The organism is Candidatus Acetatifactor stercoripullorum (assembly GCF_944382095.1).
In the GTDB taxonomy this organism is placed as follows: domain Bacteria; phylum Bacillota; class Clostridia; order Lachnospirales; family Lachnospiraceae; genus Acetatifactor; species Acetatifactor stercoripullorum.
This window is the reverse complement of the sequence record NZ_CALWMU010000011.1, coordinates 24,482-40,497: the sequence shown is the minus strand read 5'-3', so window position 1 is coordinate 40,497 and position 16,016 is coordinate 24,482. Positions and strand designations below refer to the sequence as shown.

Here is a 16,016-nt window from a genome sequence, read left to right as displayed (position 1 = left end):
AAGGAAAAATGGCAAAGGAAAAGGGCGGCTTTACCTTGCCGGGAGAGTCCGGCTATGAACAGCTCACTTTAAAAATGGCAGAAAAGTGGGGGGCGGATGTGATCCGTGACAGTGACGGAACCGTGCTTTCCGACGAAATCGTACATGCAGGCTACGGGATTTATTCCACCATCTGCATGATCAGAGATCACAATGAATGGGCCAGACAGAATCCGGATAAGCTGCAGCAGACCTTTTTGTGCACACCTGCGCAGACTGCTGTGGAGGGCAGTGTGACCATTGGACTTCTGGACAGTTTTTTCAAGGAGCAGTTTGCTGTCAATGACAGTGCCGAGGCATTCCCCTATTGGGAGGTTTATGACAGGACTGTCAATGAGAAGATAAAGGGAGAAAACTGGAGCTATGACAAAGAGACGGGTACCGTCACCATAAGAAATATCGCGCCCTTTCATAAGTATACTGTGAGCTTTCTGGCATACCGTATCTGGGAAGAGATTTCCATGTACAATCATACCACGAACCACTGGGACAAGGAGCATCTTATGCAGATCGATCCCAGGTATCCGGAAACCCAGGACTATCTGCTGGACTGGATGAAGAATTGGTGTGAGACCCACCCGGACACCACAGTGGTGCGCTTTACCTCCATGTTTTATAATTTTGTGTGGATCTGGGGCAGCAGCGAAAGAAACCGCAATCTTTTCTCGGATTGGGGTTCCTACGATTTTACGGTGAGCAGCCGGGCCTTGAATGAATTTGAAAAGAAGTACGGCTATGCCATGACCGCCGAGGACTTTATCAACAAGGGCAATCTCCATGTGACACATATGCCGGGAAACAGCAAAAAGGCCGACTGGATGGAATTTATCAATGATTTTGTGATTTCCTTTGGAAAAAAGCTCATTGATCTGGTGCACAGCTACGGAAAAAAGGCTTATGTGTTTTACGACGACAGCTGGGTGGGCGTGGAGCCTTACAACGGACGGTTTCAGGAGTTTGGGTTTGACGGCTTGATCAAATGTGTGTTTTCAGGATACGAGGCAAGGCTCTGTGCGGGCGTGGATGTGCCCACTCACGAGCTGCGCCTGCACCCCTATCTGTTCCCTGTGGGACTGGGGGGCGCACCTACCTTTATGGAGGGAGGAAATCCCACCCTGGATGCCAAAAAATATTGGAACAGTGTGAGAAGGGCTCTGCTTCGGGCGAAGATCGATCGCATCGGCCTGGGCGGCTACCTGCATCTGGTGGAGCCTTATCCCGATTTTTGCGATTACATAGAAAAGGTGTCGGATGAATTTAGGCTGATACGCTCCTTCCATGAGAAGGGCAGGCCCTATACCATCAAGACAAAGGCGGCGGTGCTGCACAGCTGGGGGGCGCTGCGCTCCTGGACGCTTTCCGGGCATTTTCATGAAACCTATATGCACGATCTGATCCATATCAACGAGGCCCTTTCCGGGCTGCCCATAGAGGTAAGCTTTCTTTCCTTTGAGGATGTAAAGAAGGGCGCGCTGGAGGATGTGGATGTGGTGATCAACGCCGGTTATGCAGGCAGTGCATGGAGCGGAGGAGACGCCTGGAAGGATGAGGAGCTGGTGACTGCGCTCACAAAATGGGTGTACCAGGGCGGCGTCTTTTTAGGAGTCAACGAGCCCTCGGCTGTACAGGGGTATGACAATTATTTCCGCATGGCTCATGTGCTGGGTGTGGATGAGGATACGGGCGCCAGGGTCTGCCACGGCAGATGGATCTTTGAGCCTTCTGACAGTGAGCATATCCTTCCCAGGGGGACAAGGGTTTTGCCCAAGGAGAACCGGTATCTTACGGACGGCCAGGCAAGGGTGCTTTTGGCTCAGGACGACAAGCCCTTAGTGACCGTTCATGATTTCGGGAAGGGCAAGGGCATTTATCTGGCCTCTTTCCAGGTAAGCCCGGAGAACACCCGCATGCTTTATCAGCTGATCCGCTATGCCGGAGGGGAGGGCGTAAGCGGCTTGTATATGACCGATAATCTCTATACGGAATGCGCTTACTATCCTGAGAGCCGCAAGCTGGTGGTAATCAACAACAGCGAAGAGGAACAGACCACAACCATTCCCACCCATGTGGGAGACAAGACGGTGACCATCGGGGCGTATGACACCATTTTTATGGAGCTGTAGAGGGAATCTGTTTTTAAGGGAGTGCTGCAGATGCGGCACTCCTTTTTGGTGAAAAAGATTCCCGCATGATTTACAGTGCCCACGGAATACTGTACAATAGATTCATTGAGAAAGCTGCTTACGCGGCAGAAAGAGAGGAAAAAATGAAAGTTCAGGATATGCCATACGAACGTGTGGACTTTGCGCAGGTGGAAGCGGAAATGAAAGAGCTGATGAAGGAGCTTGAGGAGGCAGAAAGCGGGGAGGCCCAGTTTGCCGTGCATCAGAAATACTACGCCCTGACGGACCGGGTGTCCACCCTGATGACCATCGCCCAGATACGCTTTGACGGGGATACCAGCGATGAATTTTATGATAAGGAGCACCAATATTATGATGAAAAGGGACCCTTATACAGCAATCTCGTGCTGGAGTACCAGAAGAAGCTGTATGCCTCCCCTTACAGAGCGTATCTGGAGGAAAAAATAGGGCCGGTGGCCTTCAAAAATATGGAGCTTGCCCAGAAATCCATGAATGAAAAGATTATTCCTCTGATGCAGGAGGAAAACAGTCTTACCATGGAGTATGACAAGCTGATCGCCAAGGCCAGGATTGCCTTCGACGGCAAGGAACTGAATCTGTCCCTTCTGCGCCCTTATCTGATCAGCCCGGACCGGGCGGTGCGGGCGAAGGCATGGGAGCGGATGAGCGCCTTTTTTGAAGAGAATGCGGATAAGCTGGATGAAATTTTTGACAGGCTGGTAAAGAACAGAACCAGGCAGGCAAAAGAGATGGGCTATGAAAATTATCTGGAGCTTGGCTACTTTCGCATGAACCGCAACTGCTACGGCAGAGAAGAGGTGGAGGCTTTCCGGAGACAGATCAAAGAATATTTTGTGCCCTTTGCAGAAAGGCTCCATGAACAGAGAAGAAAGCGCCTGGGGCTTGACAGGCTGAGCTTTATAGACGAACAGGTTTACTTTGCCCAGGGAAATCCTGCGCCCACGGGCTCTCCGGAGGAAATCCTGAAGGCAGGACAGAGGATGTATGAAGAGCTGTCCCCGGAGACGAAGGAATTTTTTGATTTTATGATGGAAAACCAGCTTTTTGATGTGCTGGGCAGAAAAAACAAAAGGGCCGGAGGTTATATGACCTATCTGCCCTTGTATGGAGCGCCCTTTATTTTTGCCAATTTCAACGGAACCAGCGGGGACGTGGATGTGATCACCCATGAGTGCGGTCATGCCTTTCAGGGTTATCTTTCCGGCAAGGATCCGATTAGAGAGCATAGGGATATCGGTATGGAAACGGCGGAAATCCACTCTATGTCCATGGAATTTTTTGCGGAACAGTGGATGCCTCTGTTTTTTGGAGACAAGGCCCAGGATTATGTGACAATGCACCTGGAGGATGCGGCTGCGTTTATTCCCTACGGCTGCATGGTGGATGAATTTCAGCATATTGTGTATGAAAATCCCAATATGACTCCAAAGGAGAGAAAGGCGGCCTGGAGAGAGCTGGAAAAGGAGTATAAGCCCCATCTGGACTACGGGGAGGATCGGTTTTTCGGACAGGGAGGCTTCTGGCAGAAGCAGCTTCACATTTATGATTATCCCTTATATTATATTGATTACTGTCTGGCCCAGACCTGCGCTTTGCAGTATAAGATAAAAATGGACGAGGATTTCGGGGGAGCCTGGGACAGCTATCTGAAGTTATGTAAGCTTTCCGCCAGCGACTTTTACACGAACCTGCTCAAGGAGGCAGGACTGGAAAGTCCTTTTGAAGGGGGCTGTATCAAAAATATAGTGGAAAAACTTGAAAAATATGTGAAATAGCTTCACTTTTTGCCATAAATACGGTAAAATGAACAGTGCGCAAAAAACGCATAGCTGCTTTGCCAAAATTTTGGCAGAGAAAATAGGAAGGAGACATTTCATCATGTCTAAAAAGGAAACTCAGAATACGGAACAGAAACAGGAAAAAATTATAACCAGTTATGACCGTAAAATGCAGAGGCGCGAGGAACAGAAGAAAAAGGAGCAGAGGGAAAAGCATATCATGACCGCTGTGGGAATCGTGATCGCGGCAGCTTTGGTATGTCTGATCGCCTCCTTCCCTATCCGGACCCTCATGGCCACCCGGGGAACCTTTATAAAGGTGGGCGGAGAAAATGTCACCAGGGTGGAATTTGATTATGCTTATAATATTGCAAGAAATAATTATCTGGCGCAGTATGGCACTTATATGTCCTACTTTGGACTGGATCTCTCGGGAGACCTTTCCACCCAGATGTATTCTGAAACCCTTACCTGGCAGGACTACTTTGAGCAGCTGGCAGTGGAGAATCTGATCAGCAACAAGGCCCTGAAGGATCAGGCGGAGGCTGCGGGCTTTACCTATGATACTACAGAAGAATACGCGGATTTTGAGGAATCCGTAGAGAATGCGGCGTCGGAGGCGGGACTGACCACCAGAGATTATGTGCGCCAGCTTTATGGTTCCTATGCTACCTTGAGCAGGATATCCGATTTTGTGAAGGAGGCTATGGTAATCAACCAGTATTACGAGCAGGTTGCCGAGGAAAGAGCCCCTTCGGAGGAGGAGATTCAAAGCTACTACGAGGAAAACACCGACTCCTACGACTCTGTGGATTACCGGATTGTAACCATTGAAGCGCAGCTTCCCACGGAGCCTACTGAACTGGCGGACCCGGCAGAGGAGGAGACCTCAGCAGAGGAAGTTTCCGCTGCGGAGGATACCCAGGCTTCTGCGGAGACTGACGCCGCTCAGGAGAGCACGGCGGATGAGACCGGGACGGAAGAGGAATACGAGCCCTCCGAGGCTGAGATTGCCGCAGCCATGGAGGAGGCACAGGCGCTTGCCCAGGACGCCCAGGAGACGGTGGCCCAGGACGGCGAGCTGCAGGAAAATGTACAGAGAGCCAGCGCAAATTCTCTGATTCGGGACTGGCTGTTTGACGCTTCCAGAGAAGCGGGAGACACCACGATTATTGAGGATGCTGACAATAACCGGTATTTCGTGCTGGCCTTTGAGGAGCGTTATCTGGATGAAACCCCATCTGTGGATGTGCGTGTACTGATTACGCAGGAAGAGGACGGACAGGCCCTTTTGGATGAGTGGGCTTCGGGAGAGGCCACAGAGGAAACCTTTGGAGCCCTTTGCGAACAGTACAGCACAGATACCTCCACTGCCGGAAACGGAGGACTGTATGAGGGAGTTACCAGAGGAGGTCTGCCGGACGATCTGGATCAGTGGCTGTTTGAGGAAGGCAGAGCTGCAGGAGATACTGTTTCCATTACCTCTGAGGACGATGGCTACACCTATGTGATGTACTATGTGGGCCAAAATGATCCGGCGTGGAAGCTGAGCGTTCGAAGCACTCTTTTGAGCGAAACCATGACCGCTTATATGGAGGAGATCAGCGCAGGAATTGAAGTGGAGGACAGCAAGGGTAATCTCAATTACCTGAAGGTAGAGGCTGAGGCTTCCGCTGCGGAAACTTCCACAGCAGAGGATTCCTCCTCTGTAGAAGGTACAGAAACCGCACAGACGGGGGAAATTCAGACTGAGGAAACCGCACAGACGGAAGAAACCCAGACTGAGGAAACCGCACAGACGGAAAGCACACAGACAGAATAAGCGGCAGAGGCCGCAGCAAGCGGGTAAGGAACGATGTTTCCTGCCCGCTTCTTTTCTGTACTGCGAAGCAATAGAGCGGGATTTGATTGAACGGAAAGCCGACCCCAAATTTGTAAGCCTATAATTCGGTTGAAAAAATGAGCCATATACACGGCAATGTCCCAAAAACCGTTTCCGGCTTTGGGACATTTTTTTGAAAACAAGGTGCAGCACCTGTTTCCCGCCGCAGTACTGAATCCAGTACTATTGTTAAGAGGGAGTTATGAAAAAGAATCTATATGTAACCCGTGGCAGACAAGACTGCCTGCGGGAGAGTTTTTTGGCGAAGCTGACAGAACCCAAACTGTGCTGTAAGAATCCCACAGCTCCTTTTCTTTATGTATTTATCATAGCGGAAAGATGTGTCTAAATTTTGTACGCATTCTAAAATCCATATTAAGAAATTTGAAAAGAAATGTGAAATAAAAAAAACTATGGTATAATACTGCTATTGAAGAGGGAAAGGATACGATATACCTATGAAAGTAAGCAGAATGAATCAGCAGGAAAAGATAGAGTATATGTTAAACGAGCCTGCCACCCGTCTGGTGTGTCAGATGGCGGTTCCTACTATTATCAGTATGCTGGTGAGCTCTTTTTATAATATGGCAGATACTTTTTTTGTGGGAAGAATCAGCACCCAGGCTACGGCGGCGGTGGGAGTGGTTTTTTCTGTGATGGCCTTTATACAGGCATGCGGCTTTTTCTTCGGTCACGGCTCCGGCAATTATATTTCCAGAAAGCTGGGGGCAGGAGAATTTGAGGACGCCAACAAAATGGCGGCCACAGGCTTTGTCAGCGCTTTCCTGACAGGAATCTTTGCAGGTGTGCTTGGGCTGATTTTTCTGGAGCCCCTGTCAATGGCCCTGGGCTCCACACCTACGATTTTACCCTATACCAAGGAATACCTTGGCATTATATTACTAGGAACTCCTTTTATGATGTCGTCCCTTGTATTGAACAATCAGCTGCGCTTTCAGGGCAGCGCATCCTATGCCATGGTGGGAATTGTGACGGGAGCCGTTTTAAACATTGGACTGGATCCTCTTTTCATTTTTGTTTTTGATATGGGGGTTGCGGGAGCGGCGCTTGCCACCACTATAAGCCAGATTGTCAGCTTTGTGCTGCTGGTTCTCATGACCCGAAAGGGAGGAAATATCCGTATTCACCTGCGTGATTTTTCGCCCAGCTGGTATTATTTTAAGGAGATTATCCGGGGAGGCCTTCCCTCCCTGTGCCGACAGGGACTGGGCAGTGTGGCCCAGATTTGTATGAACTGGGCGGCGGGATTCTATGGGGCGGAATTTGGCGACGCCGCCATTGCGGCCATGTCCATTGTGAACAGAGTGACCACCTTTGCCAATTCCGCGCTTATTGGCTTTGGACAGGGCTTTCAGCCGGTGTGCGGCATGAATTATGGAGCCGGAAAGTACCACAGAGTAAGAGAGGCCTTTTTCTTCTGTGTGAAATATGCCTTCGTGTTTTTGCTGGTTCTGTCTGCAGTGGGATTTATTTTTGCAAGGCCGCTGGTCATGCTGTTTCGCAGGGAGGATGCGGAAGTGATCCGCATCGGCGCCCTTGCGCTTAGGCTGCAGTGCCTGGCATTTCCCCTGAATGCCTGGATTGTGATGAGCAATATGATGCTGCAGTCCATAGGAAAGGCTGTCCGGGCTTCTATTGTGGCGGCGGCCAGACAGGGACTGTTTTTCCTGCCCTTTATCTGGATTCTGCCGAAATTTTTTGGGCTTTTGGGCGTACAGATGTGTCAGACCTGGTCTGATGTGTGTTCCTTTTTGATTGCGGTACCCCTTGGCATCAGCGTTCTGCGGGAAATGGCAGCGGCAGGCGGCGTTGAAGCAAAGGCTGCAGGAACGCAGGCGCAGGATATGTAAAAGGACACACAAAGGGGAACGCAGGAATGGAGAGTAATATGAAGATAGAGATGCCACAGAAAGCAAGTTATATTATAGAGACCATCCGTCAGGCTGGATTTGAGGCGTATATCGTAGGCGGCTGTGTCAGGGATTCCATACTGGGCAGAGAGCCGGAGGATTGGGATGTCACTACCTCGGCCAGACCGGAGCAGGTAAAGGCGTTGTTTCGGAGGACCATTGACACCGGAATACAGCATGGAACGGTGACGGTGATGCTGGATAAGGAGGGCTTTGAAGTGACTACCTATCGGATTGACGGAAAGTATGAGGACAGCCGTCATCCCAAGGAGGTTATTTTTACACCCAGTCTGATAGAGGATTTGAAGCGAAGAGATTTTACAATCAATGCCATGGCCTACAATGAAGAGGGAGGCCTCATTGATGTGTTTGGGGGGCTTCAGGATATGAAAGAGGGTGTTGTCCGCTGTGTGGGGAACCCCAGGGAGCGCTTCGGGGAGGACGCCCTCCGCATGATGCGGGCCATTCGTTTTTCCGCCCAGCTGGGCTATCGCATTGAGGAAAAAACCGGGGAGGCTATCCGGGAAATGGCGCCCAATCTTTCCCATATCAGCCCGGAGCGTATTCAGATGGAGCTGGTAAAGCTCATCACCTCCGATCATCCGGAATTTCTTAAAATAGCATATCACACAGGCGTCACGAAAGTGATTCTGCCGGAGTTTGACCGGGCCATGGAAACGCCTCAAATACATCCGCATCACTGCTACAACGTGGGAGAACACACGCTGCAGGCCTTAAAGGAGACGGAGCCGGATAAAATTCTGCGTCTGGCGGTGCTGCTTCACGACATCGGAAAGCCGGATACCTTAAGCTGGGACGAAAAAGGGCTTACCCACTTTTATCATCATGCGTCCCTGGGGGCGGATCTGGCGGAACAGATTTTAAAGAGGCTGCGCTTTGACAATGACACCATAAGCCTGGTGAAAAAGCTGGTGCTTTATCACGACTATGGAAACGAGTGGGAGCCGGATATGCGCCGGATGCGTCGTCTGGCAAATAAAATAGGGGTGGATATGCTGCCAATGCTGTTTTGTGTGAAACGGGCGGATATTTTGGCTCAAAGTGATTATCTGCGCCAGGAAAAGCTGGAACGGCTGGAAAAATGGCAGGAGCTGTACCAGGACATGCGTTCTCTGGGGCAGTGTGTGTGCTTAAAGGACCTGGCGGTTACAGGAAGGGATTTGATGGACATAGGCATGCGCCCCGGCAAAGAGCTTGGGGAGGCCTTGCAGGGACTGCTGGAGCTTGTGCTGGAGGAGCCTGCATACAACACAAAAGAAAAGCTGCTTAAGGAGGCCGAGAAATACCTTTAAAAGGCAGAGAAGAGCCTAACATACTTTCAGAACTTCGCTCATATGATAGGTTATGAACCCAAGGTTCATAAGTGTAAATTAGGAGGGACTGGAAGTGAATGACAGGGCAGTCAGTTTACTGGGACAGTATGATATAGAGGTGCTTCGTACCCGCAAGGGAAGGGGAGCTATTTTATGTGATACCAATCAGGGTTGTCTCATTTTTAAAGAATATGCAGGGAATGAAAACAAAATTCGTATACAGGACAGACTGCTGAATCATATCAGGGAAACAGGGAAAATACAAGTGGAGTCCATTCTTCCCACCAGGGAAGGGAGCCTGTTTGTAAAGGACATGGAGGGAAATTCTTATGTGCTGAAAACCTACGCAGAGGGCCGGGAATGCAATATTTACGAAAAGAAGGAGTGCCTGGAGGCGGTGAGAGTGCTGGCGAGGCTTCATGGGTGCATGGAGCTGTCCCAAACAGAGATGGATGGACTGCCAGCCGATGGCTTTTTTGCGGGAAGGGAATATGAGAAGCATAACAGAGAGCTTAGAAGGGTTCGAAAGTATTTGAAGCAGCGGGGACAGAAAACCGGGTTTGAAATCGGCCTTTTAAACAGCTTTGATTATTTTCTGGAGCAGGCATTGGCTGTCACGGAGGAATGGAACCGCTACCGTTTGGAAAACAGTCGGGGCCATGAGAGGAAGGAAACCGTTTTGTACTGCCACGGGGATTATCAGTATCACAATATTTTGTGGGGGCAGGAGGAATGGTTTGTTGTAAATTTTGAAAAATGCCTTCCTGACAACCCGATCCGGGACTTGTACTTGTTTTTGCGTAAGCTTCTGGAAAAGAGCAGCTGGTCCGTTTCTCTGGGGAAGGAGCTGCTTGCGGCTTACCAGGAGGAAAGACCTATTTCGGACGAAAGCAGAATGGACCTTTATTACCGGCTGGCATATCCGGAGAAATTTTGGAAGATCGTCAACTTTTATTATAACTCGGGAAAGGCGTGGATACCGGAGCGCAACAGGGAAAAGCTGGAGAAATTAGTGGTGCAGGAAAAGGAAAAGCAGATTTTTCTGGATGAAATATTTCAGAGGAGATAAAGAAGGAGCAGACTGTGAAACAAAACCAAAGAAAGAAAAAAAAGGAGAACAAAAGAAGTGTTTTGGGGATAACCGGGACAATTTTGTTTTTGGCTGCAGTTGTGACGATAGTGTCGCTTGGCCTGTGGAGTGCGTTTGGCAATAGGGCCCGGAATGCCTCAAACGAAAGCGCTCAGGGGCAGACGTCACAGGAGACGGCTGATGAGACCAGAGAGCGGGTGGACACAGGGTTTATTTTGACGGGGCCGGGGGATTATGATTCTGCAGACACACCGGTTCTGGTGGATAAAAACAAAGATGACAATACTGTCACATTCTTGAATCTGGAGCTGGGAAGGCGCTACACCCTTTCTCTGGACGGCACCACAAAGCTTTACGACAAGTATGGAGAAAGCGTTTCTCTGGATCAGATTGAGGTGGGAGACGTGGTCTACATCACCTTCTTAAAGTCTAAGAAGCATCTGACCAGCATGCAGATTTCTCCTGATGCCTGGAGCTATGAGAATGTGGAGCGATATGAGATCAATACGGTGCGGGGAGAGGTGACCATCGGCCAGGAGGTGTATAAGCTTACAGAAAATACACAGTATCTCTCCCAGGGCAGGAGCATAGATAAAATGGAGCTGAATGCGGCGGATATCTTAAGCTTTCAGGGAATTGACAGCCAAGTGGCAAGCATATCTGTAGAGAAGGGTCATGGATATCTGCGGCTTGCCAATGACGAGAATTTTGTGGGGGGCTGGATAGAGATCGGCCAGTCTATGATTTGCCGGATTACAGAGGATATGCTGCTGACCGTGCCAGAGGGAAGCTACCAGGTAAATATCAGTCACAACGGAGGCGGAGGCGTAAAGAGCGTTGTGATCAACCGCAATGAAGAGACCACTCTGGATATCGGAGACCTGGAGGTTGCGGAGGTGCAGTATGGAATGGTGCTGTTTTCCATAACGCCCTCCTCTGCCCAGCTGTATGTGGATGGAACGGAGACGGACGCTTCCGGGCCGGTGACGCTGGAGTACGGCCTGCACCAGCTGATTGTGCGGGCTTCGGGTTATCAGTCGGTGACCCAGTATATACGGGTAGGCCAGGAGTCCGCAGGCATCGACATTGTGCTGGATAAGGTGGATACCGACGAGGAAGAGGAGGAAAGCAGTGAAAGCAGTACGGAGTCCACACAGGCAGACACCACCACCAGCTATTACAAGGTGTATGTGGACGCTCCGGAGGGGGCAGAGGTATACCTGGACGGCAATTACGTGGGAATTTCTCCCTGCAGCTTCAGAAAGACATCCGGCTCCCATGTGATAACCCTGCGAAGGACAGGCTATGAAACCAGAAGCTATACCGTTTTGGTAGATGAGGAGGAAAAGGATATTTCCTATTCCTTCGCGGATTTGGTGGTATCGCAGTCCGCAGAGAGCTCATCGGCATCACAATCCACGGAAAGCTCATCTGCAGCGCAGTCTTCTGAAGCCGCGCAATAAGTCAGGTATTCCGACAGGGATTATTTTGTAAAATATTTTGTGCCTGGGGCATATTTCAACACAGACACGCTTCCGCTCCGAGCTGGCCGCAGCGGTACATAAGGCTGTAAAGGACACAGCCTAAGTACCGGCGGCCAGCAAGGGTCTGTTTATGAAATATGCCCCCTGGAAATTACCATTGCAAGAATTACTGTAATAATAAAATAAGGTATATATAGGAGAAGAAGATGGAAGAGAAGAAATATACTTATGAGGACTTTTTAAAGATAGTGGAGACTTTGCGCAGTGAAGAAGGCTGTCCCTGGGACCGGCAGCAGACCCATATGAGCCTGCGGCCCTGTATGACGGAGGAGGCGGCAGAGGTGAATGGAGCCATTCGCATTCTGGAGCAGACCGGCAGCTGTGAAAACCTCAGGGAGGAGCTGGGGGATGTGCTTCTTCAGGTGGTTATGCACGCCCAGATTGCAAAAGAGGAGGGGCTGTTTGACATGGGGGACGTGGTGTCGGAGGTGGCCGCTAAGATGGTGCGCAGGCATCCCCATGTGTTCGGGAATCTTGCCGTAGAGGGCCCGGGGCAGGTATTGGAGAATTGGGAGGAAATCAAGAAGAAGGAAAAGGAGGGGAAGACCATTACAGAGTCTGTGCTGCGGGAGATTCCTAAGGAGCTGCCTGCCCTCACCAGGGCGCAGAAGGTGTTAAAAAAGGCGGACAAGCTCTATGAACCCCAGGGGGATTTTAAGGCGTGCGCGGAGCAGATACTGGATGCGGCTAAGAGGCTTAAGATGTGTACTCCGGTGGATTATGACCCGGAAATTTCAAGGCTTACAGGGGACATCCTTATGGCCCTTTCCCGGATAGCAGGCCTATGCAGACTGTCTCAGGAGCAGATTCTCACAGACCGCACAGAAGATTTGATAGACAGGCTGGAAGGAGCAGAGAAAAAAGTGCCGTAAATGTGGGGAAAGTGCCGTAAATATGGGGAAAATGCCTTGACAAATGCAGTAAAAACGGATATATATATGTATAGACGTTTCTCAAGAAGCATCTACGTGAAATACAATCAACGAAAACTCATTACAGGAGGAGTTCAAAATGAACAAAACAGAATTAGTGGCAGCTATAGCTGATCAGGCTGAAATTTCTAAGAAAGATGCTGAAAAGGCTTTGAAGGCTTTTACGGATGTTGTTGCTGCAGAATTGAAGAAGGACGGAAAGGTTCAGTTAGTAGGCTTCGGCACCTTTGAAGTTTCCAAGAGAGCGGAGAGAGAAGGAAGAAATCCCCAGAGCGGCGAGCCTATGAAGATTGCAGCCTCCAAGGCGCCTAAGTTCAAGGCAGGCAAGGCTTTGAAGGATATGCTGAACGCATAATAAGGGCTGTTTGGGAGAACCTCCAGAAGGCGGTTCTCTTTTTTTGCCTGTTTCTGTGGCAGAGGCGCCCGGAAAACCCGGGCGTCCTCCTTTGGAAAGGAGCATATATGAGACTTGACAAGTATTTAAAGGTATCCCGTCTGATCAAGCGCCGTACCGTGGCCAACGAGGCCTGCGACAGCGGAAGGGTGCTGATAAACGATAAGCCCGCCAAGGCCTCCGCAAACGTAAAGAAGGGAGATATCATATCTATTTCCTTCGGAAACAAGGAGGTAAGAGTGGAGGTGCTGGACGTGCAGGAAACTGTAAAAAAGGAAGAGGCCGGCGAGCTGTTCCGCTATCTGTAAGTATTTTTTCACACAGGAATTTTTCCGGCTCCTGTCTAATATAATGTAAGAGAACAGGGTGGCAGCTTCTTTGGGGCCTTGAAAAAGGCGCAGAACCCACCGGGCAGGAGGATTTATGGAAGATTTAAGCAACAGCGGACGCACCCATAAGGTGACAATGACAAATCGAAGGACCTGCGCCATCAACGGTGTGAGCGATGTCCTTTCCTTTGACGTGCATGAGATTCTCCTGGAGACGGAGCAGGGGATGCTTATGATCAAGGGGGATGAGCTGCATGTGAACAGACTGACTCTGGATAAGGGCGAGGTGGACATTGACGGCAGAATCGACAGCTTTACCTATTCCGATCAAAACCTGGCCGGACATAAAAATGAATCCCTGCTAAACAGGCTGTTTCGCTGAAGGAGCCGCCCATGGCAAACGAGAATCTTTTTCTTTTTTATGCCCTGCTCATGGGCATTTTTATTACCTTCCTGTACGATATTCTCAGGATATTGAGAAGAGTTCTGCCTCACAGCGGCTTCTGGGTGTCCGTGGAGGACCTCTGCTTTTGGGCCTACTGTGCGGCGGAGGTGTTCTTGCTTTTGTATCATGAAAGCAACGGCACACTGCGCTGGTTTGCCGTGCTTGGTGCGATGACAGGCATGGTGCTGTATAAAAAGCTGGTAAGTCCCTTTTTCGTAAAATATGTGTCCCTTCTTTTGGGACGCGTGCTATTTGCACTGGGAAAAATCTCCTGTTTTCTGGCAAGGCCCTTTTTATGGGCTGCAAAAGCCCTGAAAAACAGGGCGGGAAAGGCAAAAAAGAGTCTTTCCAGACAGGGCAGAAGGGGAGGCCGGCTGCTAAAAAAGAAGTTGACTCTGCTTGTGAAAATGCTTAAAATGACATTATAGGGTAAGTTTGTTGAAAGGCCGCCTTGCGGTGTGCGGATAGAGGTGTTTGTATGACGAGAAGAAAAATTGCATACCGGAAAAGACATCAAAACCGCTTCAGCATGTTTCTGGTGACGCTGGTGGTAATTATGATCATGGTGGCCGTGGCTGTGCAAAGCGTAGAGCTGGAGCAGAAAATAGAAGCCTATGCCGCCAGAGAGGAGCAGCTAAAGGAGCAGATCGCGGCGGAGGATGAACGGACACAGGAGATAGAGGAATATCGGAAGTATACCCAGACCAAGGCCTATGTGGAAGAGGTGGCCAAGGATAAGCTGGGACTGGTATATGAGGGTGAGATTCTTTTTAAAGAGGATGATTGAGAATCAGGTAAGCAGAAGTCTTAGGGCTTCTGCTTTTTTTGTCGCAAAAAATTAAGCATATTCCTTCCTCTTTTTGACAAAAACAAGAAAATGCTGCCACTATAATGAGTACTGCTTGGCCTAAGCGGCAACGCCCGGCTGAGGGAAGAAAGGGGAAACAGTATGGGAACGGACAGATGGAAAATGCGGGAAAAGGAAATTTACACCGTACAGGTGCCTGATTTGTGTAAGAGAAGGCTTTTGGGATATGCGGAAACCTTCCGCGAGCTTGCCCGCAGCTTCGGCGGAGCGTTTGAAGGGACAGAAACGGGGACGGACAGGCAGACCTTTCTCGATGCCAGAAAGGTCTGGGAGAACAGACAGGTCATGGGGAGCAATTTCAGTGAGGTGGCCCAGATTATGACGGAGGTGGCGGATCAGGTATTCCACTATGAGCCTATGGAAGAAAAATGCAGACGCCAGATTGTTCACGCCATGAAAGAGGAGGGGATTGTGGTAGAGGATATCTGCTATCTTCCACAGGCCGACGACAGGAAGGCCATCGGCCTTACCATGTGCATTCGGAAAAGGGACAGAATGCCCTCCCAGGAGGCTGCGGACATGCTTTCCGTTTTGCTGGACCGGCATCTGCAGGTATCGGTCACAAGTCCATACTATATTGAAAGAGAAATACATAGCTTTATTCTTGTAGAGGAGCCTTCCTTTATTGTGCTCTCCGGGTTTTCCAAGGCTGTAAAGGAAAATGAAACGGTCTCCGGGGATAACTATGCCATGATAGAATCGGAAAAGGGCAGGCTGACGGTGCTTTTGTCCGATGGAACCGGCTCTGGGGAGGAGGCCAGCGCAGAAAGCGAGAGAGTGCTGGACTTGATGGAGAAAATGCTGGAGGCGGGCTACGGCATGGAGACGGCTGTGAATCTGGTAAATGCTGCGCTCTTTGCCAGGGGGGAGGAGCACAATCATCCCACCCTTGACATCTGCGATCTGGATCTTTACCGGGGAAGCTGCAGCCTGTGGAAGGTGGGAGCAGCAGCTTCCTTCTTAAAAAAGGGAAGAAAGGTGGAGGAAATTGAAATGGGAAGCCTTCCCCTGGGAGTTTTCCGCAGCATAGAGCCTGAGGCTGTGCACAGAAGGCTGACGGACGGAGACTATCTGGTGCTTGTGACGGACGGAGTGCTGGATGCGCTGGGGGAGGGAAATTATGAGGAAGCTATGTGTGAGGCCATATCAGAAGTGACGAAACAAAATCCCAGGGAGATTGCCGAGCAGCTGCTGCAGATGGTGATCCGCACAAGCAAGGGACGTATTTTGGACGACATGACCATAATTGTGATCGGCATTTGGGAAAATAGCGGTATTACTTGAT

At 50.0% G+C, this 16,016-nt stretch carries 14 protein-coding genes; all 14 read left to right on the top strand.

Annotated features, from left to right (window positions below):
- Nucleotides 1-8 precede the first annotated feature (8 nt).
- The 14 genes from gnpA (at nucleotide 9) to SHK35_RS04955 (ending at nucleotide 16,015) form a co-directional block, all read left to right on the top strand.
- Entirely contained in the window at nucleotides 9-2,162 is a 2,154-nt protein-coding gene (gnpA, locus tag SHK35_RS05020; RefSeq protein ID WP_318708890.1) for a 1,3-beta-galactosyl-N-acetylhexosamine phosphorylase, read from the top strand.
- A gap of 143 nt (nucleotides 2,163-2,305) precedes the next feature.
- A complete protein-coding gene (locus SHK35_RS05015) occupies nucleotides 2,306-3,979 on the top strand; it encodes a M3 family oligoendopeptidase (protein ID WP_318708889.1) in 1,674 nt (557 codons plus the stop codon).
- 103 nt (nucleotides 3,980-4,082) lie between these two features.
- Nucleotides 4,083-5,804: a SurA N-terminal domain-containing protein gene (locus SHK35_RS05010; protein ID WP_318708887.1), complete on the top strand. Its 1,722-nt coding sequence runs from the start codon at nucleotides 4,083-4,085 to the stop codon at nucleotides 5,802-5,804.
- Nucleotides 5,805-6,322: 518 nt separating this feature from the next.
- On the top strand, nucleotides 6,323-7,735 hold the full coding sequence (locus tag SHK35_RS05005) for an MATE family efflux transporter (protein ID WP_318708885.1): 1,413 nt from the start codon (nucleotides 6,323-6,325) through the stop codon (nucleotides 7,733-7,735).
- 38 nt (nucleotides 7,736-7,773) lie between these two features.
- A complete protein-coding gene (locus SHK35_RS05000; protein ID WP_318708884.1) occupies nucleotides 7,774-9,108 on the top strand; it encodes a CCA tRNA nucleotidyltransferase in 1,335 nt (444 codons plus the stop codon).
- A gap of 94 nt (nucleotides 9,109-9,202) precedes the next feature.
- Entirely contained in the window at nucleotides 9,203-10,198 is a 996-nt protein-coding gene (locus SHK35_RS04995) for a CotS family spore coat protein (RefSeq protein ID WP_318704737.1), read from the top strand.
- Nucleotides 10,199-10,212: 14 nt separating this feature from the next.
- Complete coding sequence (locus SHK35_RS04990; protein ID WP_318708882.1) at nucleotides 10,213-11,682, top strand: PEGA domain-containing protein; 1,470 nt, start codon at nucleotides 10,213-10,215, stop codon at nucleotides 11,680-11,682.
- 227 nt (nucleotides 11,683-11,909) lie between these two features.
- Nucleotides 11,910-12,635, top strand: a complete 726-nt coding sequence (locus tag SHK35_RS04985; protein ID WP_318708880.1) for a MazG family protein — start codon at nucleotides 11,910-11,912, stop codon at nucleotides 12,633-12,635.
- A gap of 139 nt (nucleotides 12,636-12,774) precedes the next feature.
- Nucleotides 12,775-13,050, top strand: coding sequence for an HU family DNA-binding protein (locus SHK35_RS04980; protein WP_318704734.1), 276 nt, complete (start codon nucleotides 12,775-12,777; stop codon nucleotides 13,048-13,050).
- Between the two features lie 107 nt (nucleotides 13,051-13,157).
- A complete protein-coding gene (locus SHK35_RS04975; RefSeq protein WP_318704733.1) occupies nucleotides 13,158-13,397 on the top strand; it encodes an RNA-binding S4 domain-containing protein in 240 nt (79 codons plus the stop codon).
- Between the two features lie 115 nt (nucleotides 13,398-13,512).
- On the top strand, nucleotides 13,513-13,800 hold the full coding sequence (yabP, locus tag SHK35_RS04970; RefSeq protein WP_318704732.1) for a sporulation protein YabP: 288 nt from the start codon (nucleotides 13,513-13,515) through the stop codon (nucleotides 13,798-13,800).
- An 11-nt stretch (nucleotides 13,801-13,811) separates the two neighbouring features.
- Nucleotides 13,812-14,291, top strand: a complete 480-nt coding sequence (gene yabQ / locus SHK35_RS04965; protein ID WP_318704731.1) for a spore cortex biosynthesis protein YabQ — start codon at nucleotides 13,812-13,814, stop codon at nucleotides 14,289-14,291.
- 50 nt (nucleotides 14,292-14,341) lie between these two features.
- A complete protein-coding gene (locus SHK35_RS04960) occupies nucleotides 14,342-14,650 on the top strand; it encodes an FtsB family cell division protein (protein WP_318708879.1) in 309 nt (102 codons plus the stop codon).
- A 162-nt stretch (nucleotides 14,651-14,812) separates the two neighbouring features.
- On the top strand, nucleotides 14,813-16,015 hold the full coding sequence (locus SHK35_RS04955; RefSeq protein ID WP_318704729.1) for a SpoIIE family protein phosphatase: 1,203 nt from the start codon (nucleotides 14,813-14,815) through the stop codon (nucleotides 16,013-16,015).
- The last annotated feature ends 1 nt before the right edge of the window (nucleotide 16,016 follow it).

What these genes read in the sequence shown, in the direction of transcription:
- yabP (WP_318704732.1), top strand. Translation starts at nt 13,513, where the DNA reads ATGGAAGATTTAAGCAACAGCGGACGCACCCATAAGGTGACAATGACA.
- SHK35_RS04960 (WP_318708879.1), top strand. Translation starts at nt 14,342, where the DNA reads ATGACGAGAAGAAAAATTGCATACCGGAAAAGACATCAAAACCGCTTC.
- SHK35_RS04980 (WP_318704734.1), top strand. Translation starts at nt 12,775, where the DNA reads ATGAACAAAACAGAATTAGTGGCAGCTATAGCTGATCAGGCTGAAATT.
- gnpA (WP_318708890.1), top strand. Translation starts at nt 9, where the DNA reads ATGGCAAAGGAAAAGGGCGGCTTTACCTTGCCGGGAGAGTCCGGCTAT.
- SHK35_RS05010 (WP_318708887.1), top strand. Translation starts at nt 4,083, where the DNA reads ATGTCTAAAAAGGAAACTCAGAATACGGAACAGAAACAGGAAAAAATT.
- yabQ (WP_318704731.1), top strand. Translation starts at nt 13,812, where the DNA reads ATGGCAAACGAGAATCTTTTTCTTTTTTATGCCCTGCTCATGGGCATT.
- SHK35_RS05005 (WP_318708885.1), top strand. Translation starts at nt 6,323, where the DNA reads ATGAAAGTAAGCAGAATGAATCAGCAGGAAAAGATAGAGTATATGTTA.
- SHK35_RS04985 (WP_318708880.1), top strand. Translation starts at nt 11,910, where the DNA reads ATGGAAGAGAAGAAATATACTTATGAGGACTTTTTAAAGATAGTGGAG.
- SHK35_RS04955 (WP_318704729.1), top strand. Translation starts at nt 14,813, where the DNA reads ATGGGAACGGACAGATGGAAAATGCGGGAAAAGGAAATTTACACCGTA.
- SHK35_RS05015 (WP_318708889.1), top strand. Translation starts at nt 2,306, where the DNA reads ATGAAAGTTCAGGATATGCCATACGAACGTGTGGACTTTGCGCAGGTG.
- SHK35_RS05000 (WP_318708884.1), top strand. Translation starts at nt 7,774, where the DNA reads ATGAAGATAGAGATGCCACAGAAAGCAAGTTATATTATAGAGACCATC.
- SHK35_RS04975 (WP_318704733.1), top strand. Translation starts at nt 13,158, where the DNA reads ATGAGACTTGACAAGTATTTAAAGGTATCCCGTCTGATCAAGCGCCGT.